Raw genomic sequence first — 13,474 nt, 5'->3', positions numbered from 1 at the left:
GCCGGAGCCTGCTCAGTTGATGATCTCTTTTCCGTCGTCTTCGCGGATCGCGGCCAGGCGCTGCCGCCAGGTCGCCAGGTCCTCGGGACTCAGCCGCGTCCAGTCGGTGACCTCGCGGATGATGCGCAGAGGTGAGGTGCTGCGGTAGGAGCGGGTGGGGTTGCCGGGGAACTTCTTGTCCGTGACGTTCGGGTAGTTCTCGAACTCGCCGGTCGGTTCGACTTCGTAGACGTGGGGGATGCCTTCGAGCGCGGCGATCTCGGCGGCCAGTCCTGCACCATCGGGCAGGGCAGTGAAGTAGATGTGGTTCATGACGACCTCGGGCCGGTAGTTCGAGTTGAAGCCGGGAGTGAGGAGATCGCCGGGTTCCAGCTGCGCCTTCGTGCCGTGGAAGAACGGTCCGTCATCGAGTGCCGTGGTCATGGGATCAATATAGTCCTGCTCAGGATCTGCCCAATTGCTGAGACCAAGGAGTGCCGATGGGCGGACAGCAGTCAGACTTGAGCGGTCCCATTCGAGCGGCACGAGCACGTTCAACGACGATTACACGAAGGAGCCCCACCCCGCCTATGTCCGCCCCCTCACCATCGCCGACCACCGTCACCACCGCCTCGGCGCCGGGGACACTGACCGGACGGCTGCGGCTGATCGGACCCGGGATCGTGCTGGCACTGGCCAGCGTCGGGGCTTCGGACATGATCACGACGATGAACTCCGGGGCCGAGTACGGACTGGCTCTGATCTGGGTGTTCACGGTGGGCATCATCCTCAAGTTCGTCCTCTCCGAGGCGGTATCGCGGCTGCAGATGAGCGGTGACCGTTCGCTGCTGTCGCACCTGACTTCCTTCGGCGGGCGAACATTCCCCGCACTCTTCCTCATCGCCGAGCTTCTCGTCGGCCTGTTCTTCGGCGCCGGAGTGGTGGCCGTGACGACGAACATCCTGCAGGCGATCTTCCCGGTCCTGCCGTTCTGGCCCACCGCCGTGGTCGTGCTCGCCTCAGCAGTGATCCTCATCGGCATCGGCCGCTACGGCCTCGTCGAGAAGGCGATGATGGGCTTCGGGATCCTCATGTTCTTCGGCATCATCGCGCTCGCGATTTCTGTGTACCAAGGGCAGGGCGCGCAGGACGTTGCCGTCGAGACGATTGCCCCGACCTTCCCGCAGGGTTCGATCATCACCGTCATGTCGCTCATCGGCGGGGTCGGCGGGGCCACGGGAATCCTCGCCTACTCATACTGGATCCGGGAGAAGTCCTGGCGCAGCGCCGACTGGAAACCCGTCGTGCGCATCGACCTGCTCATCAGCTACGGACTCGTCCTCGTCTTCGCCGTGGCGATGAGTGCCGTCGGCGCGTTCATTCTCTACGGGCAGGGCTTCACGATCTCGGACAACGACTCACTGTTCGCGATCGCCGACAACCTCATCGGCCGCATCGGCGAGGTCGGGCGGATGATCTTCCTCATCAGCTTCCTCGCCGTGGTCTACACGAGCGTGCTCGGCGGGTTCTCCGGCATCGCTTACGTGACCTCCGACTGCATCCGCGTGTTGCGGCGCTACCCGCACCAGGATGAGCCCGAACACGAGATGTCGGCGAAATCGATCGAGTTCCGCGGGGCGCTGGTCTACCTCGCCATTGCGGCTCTGGTCATCATGAGCTTCGGCAAACCGGTGACGCTCGTGCTCATCTACGCCGCGATCAGCGCCTTCATCCTGCCCGTGCTCGCCGTGGCCCTCCTCGTCATCCTCAACCGTTCCTCAGTGGCGGCCGAGCTGCGCAACCGCTGGCTGTCGAACGTCCTGCTGGGCGTCTGCTTCCTGCTGTTCGGATTCCTCGCCGTGCTGCAGGTCAAGGAGTCGGTGATGGGGTTGGTTGGGTAGGGGCCTCCCTTCGCCTCACTCCCTCCCCGAGCTGATCCAGGTCGGATTGTCGACGATGTTGCGGGTGCCCTCGACGAGGCTGCGGATCGAATCCAGCTGCCCCATGTCTTCGGCGTCGAGCGTGAGGTCGAGGGCGCCGAGGTTCTCCAGTGCTCGTTCGGGCTTGCGCGATCCGGGAATCGGCACGGCGGTCACACCCATCTGAGCCCCGCGGTGGAGCAGCCACGCCAGCGCTACCTGAGCGTTGGTGGCATCGTGACGGCGGGCCACCTCGGCGATGATGTCGAGGATCTGCTGGTTGGCATCCCAGGCCTGCCCCATGCGCTCGGTGCCGCTGCGGAAGTCGCCGGCCACCTGCTCCTTGGTCAGGGTGCCGGTGAGGAAGCCGCGGCCCAGCGGGCTGTAGGGCACGAAGCCGATGCCGAGCTCCGCGCAGGTCGGCACGACGTGGTCCTCGACGTCGCGTGACCACAGGCTCCACTCCGATTGGAGCGCAGTGATCGGGTGGGTGGAATGGGCGCGCCGGAGTTCCTCGGCGGTGACCTCGGAGAGGCCGATGTGGCGGACTTTGCCGGCCGCGACGAGTTCCGCCATGGCGCCGACGGTCTCCTCGATCGGGACGTCCGGGTCCGGGCGGTGCAGGTAGTAGAGATCGATCGTCTCCACGCCGAGGCGGTTCAGCGATGCCTCGCACGCCTGGTGGGCGTAGTCGGGGCGTCCGTTCGTGCGTTTGGTCGATCCGTCCGTGCCGGTGCGGATCGCGGTGATGCCGAACTTCGTGGCCAGTTGGACCTCCTCGCGACGGCCGGCGAGAAAGGGTGCGAGCATCTCTTCGTTCGTGCCGGCCGGACCGGTGGCGCCCTCGCGGGGCTCGCCGTAGACGTCGGCGGTGTCGAGGAAGGTGATGCCGGCATTGACGGCTGCGCCCAGGGTGGCGCGGGCGGAATCGTCGGTGGTGCCGCCGTAGACGTGGGACAGGGCCATGCAGCCGAAGCCGATGGGCGAGACACTGAGCTCGCCGAGGTGGGTGGTCGTCATGATGAGGTTCCTTCGGGTTCGTGGTCGATGGCTGATGAGGTTGTTGAGGTTGTTGGGGCACCGCCGTAGGTGGCGATCTTGTACTCCGTCGTGTCCAGGGCACGTTCGAGTTCGCGGATCTGGGTCCGGATGCGTTCGCGCTGGGCGAGCATGATCTGCAGGCGCTCTTCGGTGGTCGAGTCCCCGTCGCGGACGAGGTCGACGTAGCGGCTGAGTTCGCTGATGCCCATGCCCGAGGTGCGCATGCGGACGAGGAAGTCGAGCCGTTCGACGGTCTTGCGGTCGTAGATGCGGTGGCCCGATTGGGACCTGTCGACCGTGAGCAGTCCGGCGCGTTCGTAGTAGCGGGCGGTGTGTGCAGTGATCCCGAGGAGTTCGCTGACCTCGGAGATGGAGAGCGGGACGTCCACGTTGGGTGGTTCCTGTCGGGGCAACGGCGGCGGGTGCGGAATCGTCGTTGCGGCTGAGGCGACTGCTGGCTGAGTCATGACCATAACGCTACGACTGTGAGTGCACTCGAAGTCAAGGGTTTGAGTGCCGGGATCACAGCCCGGTGGGGCGGTATATGCGCTGCCTCGCCTCCACTGCCCCACGGATCTCCCAGAAGGCCAGGGCCGATCGGTGCTGGTCATGGCTGCCAAGATGACGTCCGGAGGTTCGTTTTTGATGCGGCGCAACTTGCTCCAGAAACAATCTGGACAGCGGCTATATGCCAAATGTGGCGCAACCCCTTTTCTGGACCCATGGTGAACATCTGACCACGAAAGTTAGACAAGACTGTTCAGAAAGGTATAATTGTCCGAAGCTGATGCATTAATCACGGTGTCATAGGTGGCTTTGGGGTGACATGGAATTGAGACAAGGATGTCGGGTCAGTGCTCGATCAGAATTCGAGGATGCGCACGGGTACTGGAATGACTCGCTCGATGACCTGCTCAATGCAGACCCTAAATATTTCGCGGCCTACGATCGGCTTTTGCGGGTCACTCAGAAGCGCGGTAACCTCACCGATGCGCAGAGGGAACTCATTTGCGTGGCTGTTAATGCACAGGTCACTTATCTTAATGAGAAACATACAAGGCACCACATTCGGGAAGCTCTGAAATCGGGCGTGACGAATGAAGAAATAGACGAGACGCTCCAACTGTCAGCATCCCTGGGGATTCACTCGATGCTGGTCGGTGTGCCCATAGCTCACGAGATATTCGAAGAACTTGGCGTCGCTGTCGACGCTGAAAAGCTCGACGCTCATCGCGAAGCGCTCAAACAGCGCTTCATCGACGAGAAGAAATACTGGTCCTCACACTGGGACGTTGTCCTCGCCTACTCGCCGGAACATTTTGAAGCATATCTCGATCTGTCAGGGCTTGCTTGGACGCATGGCGTACTCCAGCCCTGGTTCAAGGAGCTCATCTATATCGCTATTGATGTAGCTACCACCCACCTCTTTGCTCCTGGTATCAAGACCCATACTGCGCAGGCGATTCGCTACGGAGCGACCCCGGACCAGGTCATCGACGTGATGACGCTAGCCAGCAACATCGGAGTCCACACCACACTCATGGGGATCACGCAGATTCCTGCGGGCACTTTCGAACCCACCGAACGCAAATTTCCCCGATGACTCAGCCAGCCGCCCGAAATAGTAGCGGTTGTGTCCAGCACCTGATTGAGAGAAGGAAACGCAATGAGACGAACGATCGGACTGCGTATTTCTGCGCTGTTTGCGGTCCCTGCGATTGCCCTAGCCGGGTGCTCGAAAGCAGACAGAGTTGCGTCCGCTGACGCCGGTGAGAGCGTCGAAGTGGGTGCGACAAAAGAAGAATTCCAAGAAGCACTAGCAGACACGGAACCGTTGGAGCTCACCTATCAAGTGTCTGCTGCGTCTGAATCATCGGCGTCCGGGCAGCGGGACAAGGCATTTGCTGATTCGGTCCACGAGTGGTCTGGCGGAAAGATCACCCTTGATGTCGTATACGCGAATGCGATCGTGCCGCCGGACGAGATCTCGTCGGCACTCGGTGACGGCCGCTTGGACTTGGCACACTGGCTCACTTCCTACCACGCCGACGAAATGAAGGCATTTGTTAATCTCCAAGATGCGCTCGTCGCCGTTCCGACCAGCCCGCTTCAAGGTGAGATCGTTCAACACTTCGTCGCCCAGGACGTCGCGTTCAACACGCCTGAGATCATGTCGGAGTTCGACGCGCAGGGCATGACCGTTCTCAACCCGTACAACACCTTCGGATCTACTGCCCTTGCCTGCGCCGATGAGAAGAAGTCACCTTCGAACTTCAATGGTGACCAGATTCGCGCGAACGCGGCCGCTCAGACAAATCAGATCGAAGGTTTGGGCGCGTCCGACATCACTCTTGAGCTTGCCGAGACGTTCGAGGGTCTGCAACGCAGCGTCATCCAATGCACTTTCGGTTCGCCGACTTCGATGGTGAGCAACGGCTGGCTCGAGACTGCTGGCAATGTCTATATGCCCAAGGACTCCAGCTTCGTGTCCGGCCCCGGCAGCATCGTCGCAGGGTCGAGCTGGGAGCGGCTGCCACTCGCTGCACAACAGCTCATCTTCGACCGAATGGTCACTTACAATTCGGGTGAGTTGGGCTCCGCCTTCACCTCTCTGATCCAGGCGATCGAGCAGTCGAAGGAGTACGGCTCCGGAATACACTTCCTCGATGAAAAATCCGAGGACAATCTCCAACTCGGCAACGAAGCGATTCTCACAGCCGTGGCAGGATCCTCGAACCTGGACGGGGACAGGCTCATCGAATCGGTCAACGATTCGGCTGAGAAGTGGACGAAGATCGTTAATGAGATGGGCTATGCGGATCGCGGCGACTATCTTGACTTTCCCGAATGGTACGAAGGCAACGGCGAAGTCGTCGACCCCGAGTACATCGATCCAATTGCCGAACGACTCTATGAAGAAGTGCTGCAGTCCAACCGGCCCTCCTGACCCGACCGGCGCCGATATGGAACGGTCCGAGCGAAATGTCTCGTTCGGACAGTTCGCTGCCTCCGCCTGACTGCACAAAGAGAAACAGGTAACCTGCCGATCGTCGAAGCATCGCTCTAGATCACACCACTCCGCGAATATTGTTTCCCGCTGTTTCACCACCGTCTACTGCGATGCTGGCGCCGTTAGTAAAACGCGATTCGTCGGAGATGAGGTAGACGACGAGCGCTGCCACCTCCTCCGGCCATCCGACTCGCCCCGCGGGGATCTGCCCGATGCCACGTGCCAGGTTCGCGGTCAGCGGTGTCGCGATGCTGCCTGGATGGACGGAATTCACACGCATGCCTTGGTCCCCAAACTCCATGGCGGCGGTTTTTGTGAGTCCATGTACTGCCCACTTCGATGCCGAGTACGCAGGTGATCCCTTGAAACCCACCAGGCCCGCGATGGAAGAGATGTTGACGATGGAGGCAGAGTCGTTCTTCTTGAGCTCTGGCAAGCAGGATCGCATACCGAAGAAGACACCGTGGAGGTTGACCGACATGACCGTGTGCCATGTGTCGTCATCCATGTCTTCAAGTCCGCCGTGACCAGCGATGCCGGCATTGTTGACCAGCCCGGTGAGGCCGCCGAACTGATTGACTGCAACGTCGACCGCGACTGCCCAGGAAGCAGAGTCCGCGACATCCAGCCTGACGAAGAGCGCAGTGTCTTCACCGAGCTCTTCAGCGCGCGAGCGTCCCAATTCTTCGTCCCGATCAGCGATGATAACGCGGGCGCCCTCAGCACAGAGTGCACGGGCTGATGCCCACCCGATCCCGGAAGCGCCGCCAGTGACGAAAACGATCTTGTCGTCGACTCGTCCCGGGCGCTCGGATGTTCCCGCACAATCCCTTCTTTTCGTCGGATGATTCTGCTGGGAATTTGTAGCTGCCAACATGGTTACTCCGCTATTTGGTGGGGCGACCGGTTATCCGGGCGCGAGATTGTTCCTCAAACGTGCAGATACTGGGCCAGATCGTTTCAGGTCAAATATGCCCACTTGGAAGACGACGACGTGCACCCTTCCGTGTATGCGGAAAGGTGCACGTCACATCTTCGCTCGATCATGCGTTGGAGATCCCGGGAAGCCAAAGCGCTATGTCCGGCCACAGAATGAGGACGATGAGGAAGGCGATCGACAGAGGCAGGAACCACGCGAGCGACATGAAGACGTCGCCCAAAGAGATCCTGATACCTGTGTTGACCTCTCGCTTCTTACAAATGTTGTAAACGACGTAAGACAGCACTCCCACAGGCGGGGTGATCATGCCGATCTCTCCGAGGAAGACGATGAAGACACCGAACCACAGGAGATTGACGTCGTACGCAGCGAACGCCGGCATGAGTATCGGGATCGTCAGCAGCATCATGGCGAGAGTGTCGAAGAACATGCCCATGAAGATGTAGAGCACGATGAGGACACAGAGAAACAGGAATCGTGACAGCCCGAGATCGGTGATGAACGAGGTCACGCTTTCGGCTAGCCCGGTCACTGCGAGCATCCGGGTGAGCATCTCTGCGCCGATGAGGATGAAGAAGATAGCGGCAGATGAACGGACTGCGTTCATAGCTGCTGTTGCGACCTGTGCAATCGGCTTGTTGCGCCAGGTGTAGAAGATGGCGAGGACCAACGACATGCCTGCTGCTGCTGCTCCGGCCTCGCTCGGGGTGAAGACTCCGGTGAACATGCCGCCGAACAGCACCAGCATAATTAGCGGGAAGCCCCATATCTGCGCAAGTGCTCCAAAGCGCTCTCCCCAGGTGATGTTTTTCTCGTCTTCACGCACCTTGTTCTTGTCCCGCCCGACGAGTCGGGGAAGGAAGATGCCGATAAACAACAACATGAGTGCGTATGCGATTGCGATGAGTAATCCGGGAATGACGCCAGCCATGAGCTGTGGGCCGACTGGCACGGATGCGATGCCGGCATAGACGACCAAGAGAATCGACGGTGGAATGAGCTGGCCGGGCAGACCTGCGATGACAACGGTGCCGACCGCTATCCGTCGGTCGTAGCCGGCTCTGAGCATCTCAGGAATTCCAGCACGTCCCAAAGCGTATGTCATTCCAATCGTCGAACCGGAAACTGATGCAAGACCAGCACCAGCGGCAGTTGTGCCGATGCCCAGTCCGCCCGGCAGCCAGCCGAACCATAGCTCTGTCGCCTTGTACATCTTCTGGGTGAGACCAGCTTGCGTCAGCAGTAGGCCCATGAAGATGAAGAGCGGTAGAACCGTCATCGACCACGACGACGACGCGGTGAAAGCAGAGGTCTTGAGAACGTTCGTGAGAGCAAGCGTGCCGCTCACATAATAGATCCCCAATGAGCTTGCAATCCCCAAGGACAGAGGAATCGGCACACCGATGAACATAAGAGCGACCATCAACCCAATGCACCACAGGCCAGAAGCAAGGTCGCTGACGCTGGTGAACAGGCCGATCGCGCAGATGATAACAACCGCGATGGAGATGAAGAAGCCTAACGGCTTGCTTTTGCGGGACGAATCCAGCGGCCCCTTGCTCGCTTCGGTGCGGCCGACAGGTGCCTCGTCGAGGGCCTGGTCCGTTGCTGAATGACTGGATGACATGATGGACACTCCCTCAGACCGTCTCTTCTTCGGCATCGTGATTGATGGACTTGCCGGTTCCGGTGTTGATGTCCTCATGGGGGTCTCGGAACGAGAGGACGGCGTCGAAAACGAACACAATCATTGCGAGTGCGAAGCCGATAGGAACCAGGAAGTAGAACTGCCACACCGGCAGGGAGGTGACGCCTGCAGTCGCACGGATTTCCATCTGCGACAGGGCCTCCTCCAACCCGAACCAGGCGATCGCCGCACACAGGATCGCGCTGGCTCCGTAACCGACGGCCTTGAGGAGCCCCAGTGAAGTCGGATTGAGGCGTTCTGTCACGATCGACACGACATAGTTCTCTTTCCACACCTGTGTGCTGGGAAGTGCGAGCAGTACTGTGATGGGCAGGAGCCACTGCGCGGAGATCTCATTCGCGCCGTGGATCGGGCTGCTGAACCATGTACGGCCCAAGGCGTTGGTGACGCTGAGTATGATCATGGCGATCAGCGCCAACGCAGCGATCGCACAGAGTGCGGTCTCCAAAGATTTGACGACTTTCAACATTGAAATCCGGCTTTCTGATCAGTGGGTGAGGTTACTCGGGAAGTTCCGCCGAGGTTGTGAACTCGGCAGAAGTGTCAGGGAGTTCAACGGACGAACGGCGATGCTGATTCGAACGCGCTTCGTATGCCGCCGTCCAGGCGAATGACCTCTGCGTTGATATAGCTGTTCTGCGCGATGTGGTGAGCCAGCGCGGCATATTCGTTCGGATGGCCCATCCGATTGGGGAAAGGTATATGGCGAGGCAGGCGAGGTGTCTCTGCAAGGATCGGCGTATCAAACAGTCCTGGTGCGATCGTCGCGATGCGAATCGCCCACGGTGACAGCTCTCGCGCTAGTGGAAGGGTCATTCCGATCACGCCGGCTTTCGAAGCTGAGTATGCCGACTGTCCGGGTTTGCCTTCAAATGCTGCGCCAGACGAGGTGAGGATGATGAAGCCACGTTCCTCGTTCGCTGGCGTGTCGCGCGCAGTCATTGCGGCGATCACATGGCGCAGGACTATGAATGTCCCGCCGAGATTGACGCGAAGTGTCCGCTCGATCGTGTCCAGATTGTCGATGACCTGACCGGAGGTCGGTGCAACTAGATGGCCAGGGTTGTCTGGTCCGAATTCTGCGATTCCAGCGCAGTGGATGAGCCCCGCGATCGGAGCGTGTTTAGCCGCAGCCGTTACGGCTTCACGCACGCTCTCGTTGTTGGAAACATCGACCCGAAACGGGACGAATTCGGCGTTGCCGCTGCCTTTGAGCCGCGCCGGTGTCCCGAAGTCGAAGCCGAAAACCGTATAACCGTCCTTGAGGAAGCGTTGCGCTGTGGCGAATCCCAATCCTCCAGAGGATCCTGTGACGACGACTGCATTGGCACTGGACATTCTCATCCTTTCGAGGCCGGTCGTTGAGTTCCAGATAGGATGACCGACCGACGCGGCATTGAGTCGGTCCGCCGTAGACGGCGGCTTCTAGAGGAATCTATACAACATAGTCATGTTTTGTCTATACGTTGGAGTGGCTGGATTTCGAAAATCGACAGATTAGCGAGATTCGCGGCTGACTTGTTGTCACCTATTGCGGGCCTGGCATGATGTGGGCTGATCGTCTTGACATGTTTCATGAATAAGTGCTTTGATGATTCAGAACTAGACGCAAGTGTCTAGAAACATTCACGCAGAGTCGCATGTATGCAGATTCTCGTCGTCGAATCATCGGGAGGAAAGCCAGTGGCCCACAACGAACTGCACTTCGGAATCTTCAGCCTCACCAACGTGCCAGACTGGAGCACTGAATACGAAGCTGTCCACAAGGGCATCGAACAGATCAATCTCGCGGATGAGCTTGGGTTTGAGGAAGCTTGGGTTGCAGAGCACAACGCGCGTCAGTATGGCATCATCTCGTCGTCTCAGGTGCTTCTGGCCGCTTGCGCTGGTACGACGAAAAACATTCGCTTGGGTACCGGCGTCGCTCGTCTCCCGATGAACCACCCGCTTAAGCTAGCGGAAGACTTCTCGCTGCTAGACGTCATCAGCGACGGCCGCCTCAATTTCGGTATCGGCAAGGCGTACGACTTGCTCGAGTTCCAGGCTTACAACATCAACCCTGATGAGCGCGACGAGCGCTATCAAGAGACGTTCGAGATCATCATGCAGGGCTGGCGGACCGGCAAGATCAGTCATAAAGGCAAGCACTTCTCGGTTCCCGGCGAAGGTGAGCAGGCGGAAGAGATCCAGCTCATGCCGAGGCCCCTGCAGAAGCCTCATCCGCCAGTCTTCGTTATGGTGTCACAGACTGAGGCATCGTTGCGTGCGGCGGCTCGACAGGGCTTCGCCTTTGTAATGGGTCAGATGCCGACGTGGGAGGATATGGCTCGCCTTGTCAACATCTACCGTGAGGAAGCCAGGGACGCGGGCTACAACTACGACGAGATCGACGACCTCGTTGCTAGGTCGTCGCAGCTTAAGGCCATCCACGTCTCCGACGACCGTGAGACCGCGGCGAAAGAGTACGAAAAGGGTCTCATGTGGTATCTCAGCATTCTCAGCAACAGGGCGAAAGTCGGTCTCGGCCTCAACGAATTGAGCTTCCAGGAGTATCTCGACAAAGGTGCGATCATCCTCGGATCGTCTGACGATGTTGCTCAGCAGCTGGACGATTACAAGAAGGTCACGGGAATAGGTGGACTGGTCGGTTGGTTCGATGCCGGCAGCCAGCCTCAGGGCCAAGTCCTCAAGTCAATGACCAAATTCGCAAAGGAAGTGCGCCCGCAGATCAGCGGGTTGAGTTCCTGACACCACTCGTCCCGGCTTGACGGGACAGTCTCCGCGGCGCCCAGGGGCGACCCAGGGCGCCGCGCCCACACCCAGCAGCGGCGGAGGAAAACGCAGATATGAATGGCAGCGCGGCAGAACAGGCTGCAGAGCACAAAGAAATCATCGACGCTCTCTTCGGGTTCGTCGACAAGGCAGTCGAGCCGATCGAGCAGGCGAACGCCGAGCTCCTCGCCGATGATCGCCGAATCTACAACGACCGTGGCCTCATGACCCCGGAATACCTTGCGATCAACAGGCAGGTCCGAGAGCTGTCGGCCGAATCCGGCTTCTACTCGCTCTACGGGGCGGAGGAGCTGGGCGGCGGGAATCTATCGGCAAGCGGAATTGTCGCCATCCAGGAAGCGATGCATCATCGCTACGGGCCTGATCGCATCATCGTCCACGAGTCAGTCATCCCATCACCGTTCACCAACGGCCTGAGCCCGCTACTGCTCAAACTCAACGAGGATCTGCTGGCCGAGAAGATTGACGCCATCAGAGACGGCAGCGCCACTCTGTGTTTCGCCCTGTCAGAACCCGATGCAGGCTCAGACGTCTTCAACGTCAAGTCGAAAGCGACACCAGTCGAGGACGGGTGGGTCATCAATGGTCAGAAGCAGTGGATCTCGAACGCCGCCCATGCGTCACACGCCTTCGTCTTCGCAGTGACCGACCCCGAACAGTTCAAAGCTCGGAAGGGTGGAATCACCTGCTTCTTCGTTGACACCGACTCCCCCGGATTCTCAGTCGACACCGGTATCCCGATGATGGGCAACCGGGGCTCGAATGCGACTATCATCTCGCTCACGGATGTTCACGTGACCCCGAGGCAGATCGTGGGCGTGGAAGGCGAAGCCTTCAAACTTGCCCTGGGCGGCATCGGTCGCGGCCGACTCACGATGTCCGCGACGTGCGTGGGTCTCGCACGATGGGCGCTCGACAAGTCCATCAACTACGCGAACACGCGCAGCACCTTCGGCAAGACGATCGGCGAACATCAGCTCATCCAGGGAAAGCTTGCGGAGATGGCGATGGAAATCTATCTTTGCAAGTCGGCAGTGCTTCGGACTGCTGAAATGGTCGATGCCGGTGAGAAGTCCGTCAAGGAGACTTCGATCGTCAAGGCCCGGTGTACCGAGATGGTGGGCAAAGTCCTCGACGAGGCCATCCAGATCCACGGCGGACTTGGTCTGACAAACGAAATGGGCCTGGAATCGGCATATCGTTTCGCCCGCATGTTGCGCATTCCTGACGGAACCTCAGAAATCCAACGCCGCACCATTGCCAAACGTCTGCTCGCCGGGGAGACGGTGCTGTGAGCGACTTCGCAACTCTTTCCTACGTCGAGCGTGAACTTCGCGCGGGAGTGCTCACGATTACGCTCAACCGACCTGAGGCGAAGAACGCGCTCAGCATCGACCTCCGTGCTGACCTGCGCACCGCCCTGCTCGATGCCCATCACGATGAGGCTGTCCGCTGTATCGTTCTGACCGGAGCAGGTGACAGTTTCTGCGCGGGCGGTGACGTCAAAGGCATGGGGAAGAGCACCCCCGTCCAAGGAGCCGCGCGCATTGCGTTGGGCCGTGAGCTCATCGAGCTTCTGCGCGGAGTGAGGGTGCCGACGATCTCCGCAGTTCGCGGTCACGCGGTCGGTGCGGGTTTCGGCCTTGCTCTGGGGGCCGATCTCATCATCGCCAGTGACACCGCCAAGTTCCAGTTCGGCTTCGTCAAGCGGGGCCTCGCTCCCGACAGCTCCGTTCCCTACTTCCTGGCGCAGCAGATTGGTACGAGGACAACAATGTACTACGGGATGACCGGCGAGATCATTGACGCCGTCAAGGCACTGGAACTGGGCATCGCTGCCCAGAGCTACGGGGACGAGGAGTTCACTAACAAGGTCCAACGTTTCGCCGAGACTCTCGCGGCAGGGCCTACCGCCGCTATGTTTTCGACCCGCAAGGTCATACACGCAGCGTCGGATCTCACCTTTGCGCAGACTTGGGACTTCGAATCGTTTGCCTCTGCGGTGACGTCAACGACCCAGGACCATAAGAACTCGGTCGCAGCTTTCAAGGCGAAGACGGCCGTCGAATTCCACGGAGAGTGAT

13 protein-coding genes are annotated in these 13,474 nt (G+C 59.7%); 6 read left to right on the top strand and 7 right to left on the bottom strand.

Annotated features, from left to right (window positions below):
- Positions 1–12 precede the first annotated feature (12 nt).
- Positions 13–423: an NAD(+)--rifampin ADP-ribosyltransferase gene (arr, locus tag ACH82I_RS09735; protein ID WP_413332222.1), complete on the bottom strand. Its 411-nt coding sequence runs from the start codon at positions 421–423 to the stop codon at positions 13–15.
- A gap of 146 nt (positions 424–569) precedes the next feature.
- Between arr and ACH82I_RS09730 the strand changes: the two genes are divergently transcribed.
- Entirely contained in the window at positions 570–1,880 is a 1,311-nt protein-coding gene (locus ACH82I_RS09730) for an Nramp family divalent metal transporter (protein WP_413332220.1), read from the top strand.
- Positions 1,881–1,895: 15 nt separating this feature from the next.
- On the opposite strand, the gene ACH82I_RS09725 is transcribed toward ACH82I_RS09730, so the two are convergent.
- Together ACH82I_RS09725 and ACH82I_RS09720 are read right to left on the bottom strand one after the other, a co-directional pair.
- Positions 1,896–2,918 (bottom strand): aldo/keto reductase, encoded by a 1,023-nt coding sequence (locus ACH82I_RS09725; protein ID WP_413332218.1) that lies wholly within the window; start codon positions 2,916–2,918, stop codon positions 1,896–1,898.
- On the bottom strand, positions 2,915–3,406 hold the full coding sequence (locus ACH82I_RS09720; RefSeq protein ID WP_413332216.1) for a MerR family transcriptional regulator: 492 nt from the start codon (positions 3,404–3,406) through the stop codon (positions 2,915–2,917). Before ACH82I_RS09720 ends, ACH82I_RS09725 begins: the two co-directional genes overlap by 4 nt.
- Positions 3,407–3,765: 359 nt before the next feature.
- On the opposite strand from ACH82I_RS09720, the gene ACH82I_RS09715 reads away from it, so the two are divergent.
- Both ACH82I_RS09715 and ACH82I_RS09710 read left to right on the top strand, forming a co-directional pair.
- Entirely contained in the window at positions 3,766–4,542 is a 777-nt protein-coding gene (locus ACH82I_RS09715) for a carboxymuconolactone decarboxylase family protein (RefSeq protein ID WP_230745279.1), read from the top strand.
- 63 nt (positions 4,543–4,605) lie between these two features.
- Complete coding sequence (locus tag ACH82I_RS09710; protein WP_413332214.1) at positions 4,606–5,886, top strand: hypothetical protein; 1,281 nt, start codon at positions 4,606–4,608, stop codon at positions 5,884–5,886.
- A gap of 121 nt (positions 5,887–6,007) precedes the next feature.
- Here the strand turns inward: ACH82I_RS09710 and ACH82I_RS09705 are convergent, their stop codons facing one another.
- The 4 genes from ACH82I_RS09705 to ACH82I_RS09690 form a co-directional block, all read right to left on the bottom strand.
- A complete protein-coding gene (locus tag ACH82I_RS09705; RefSeq protein ID WP_413332212.1) occupies positions 6,008–6,826 on the bottom strand; it encodes an SDR family NAD(P)-dependent oxidoreductase in 819 nt (272 codons plus the stop codon).
- Positions 6,827–6,992: 166 nt separating this feature from the next.
- Positions 6,993–8,516: a TRAP transporter large permease gene (locus ACH82I_RS09700; RefSeq protein ID WP_413332210.1), complete on the bottom strand. Its 1,524-nt coding sequence runs from the start codon at positions 8,514–8,516 to the stop codon at positions 6,993–6,995.
- A gap of 13 nt (positions 8,517–8,529) precedes the next feature.
- Positions 8,530–9,066, bottom strand: a complete 537-nt coding sequence (locus ACH82I_RS09695; protein WP_230745272.1) for a TRAP transporter small permease — start codon at positions 9,064–9,066, stop codon at positions 8,530–8,532.
- Between the two features lie 83 nt (positions 9,067–9,149).
- Positions 9,150–9,935, bottom strand: coding sequence for an SDR family NAD(P)-dependent oxidoreductase (locus ACH82I_RS09690; protein ID WP_230745271.1), 786 nt, complete (start codon positions 9,933–9,935; stop codon positions 9,150–9,152).
- 306 nt (positions 9,936–10,241) lie between these two features.
- Here ACH82I_RS09690 and ACH82I_RS09685 point away from each other — a divergent pair, with 306 nt between their 5' ends.
- From ACH82I_RS09685 to ACH82I_RS09675, 3 genes are all read left to right on the top strand, one after another.
- The gene (locus tag ACH82I_RS09685; protein WP_413332207.1) at positions 10,242–11,345 is read left to right on the top strand and encodes an LLM class flavin-dependent oxidoreductase; all 1,104 of its coding nucleotides are present in this window, start codon (positions 10,242–10,244) and stop codon (positions 11,343–11,345) included.
- Between the two features lie 98 nt (positions 11,346–11,443).
- A complete protein-coding gene (locus ACH82I_RS09680; protein ID WP_413332205.1) occupies positions 11,444–12,685 on the top strand; it encodes an acyl-CoA dehydrogenase family protein in 1,242 nt (413 codons plus the stop codon).
- Positions 12,682–13,473 carry an enoyl-CoA hydratase/isomerase family protein gene (locus ACH82I_RS09675; RefSeq protein ID WP_413332203.1) on the top strand — a complete coding sequence of 264 codons (792 nt, stop codon included), beginning with the start codon at positions 12,682–12,684 and terminating at the stop codon, positions 13,471–13,473. The genes ACH82I_RS09680 and ACH82I_RS09675 overlap by 4 nt, the downstream gene beginning before the upstream one ends.
- Position 13,474: the final 1 nt, after the last annotated feature.

The organism is Brevibacterium sp. GP-SGM9 (genome assembly GCF_047300845.1).
Taxonomy (GTDB): domain Bacteria; phylum Actinomycetota; class Actinomycetes; order Actinomycetales; family Brevibacteriaceae; genus Brevibacterium.
The sequence above is the reverse complement of the archived record's forward strand: the minus strand, read 5'-3'. Positions and strand labels throughout refer to the sequence as shown.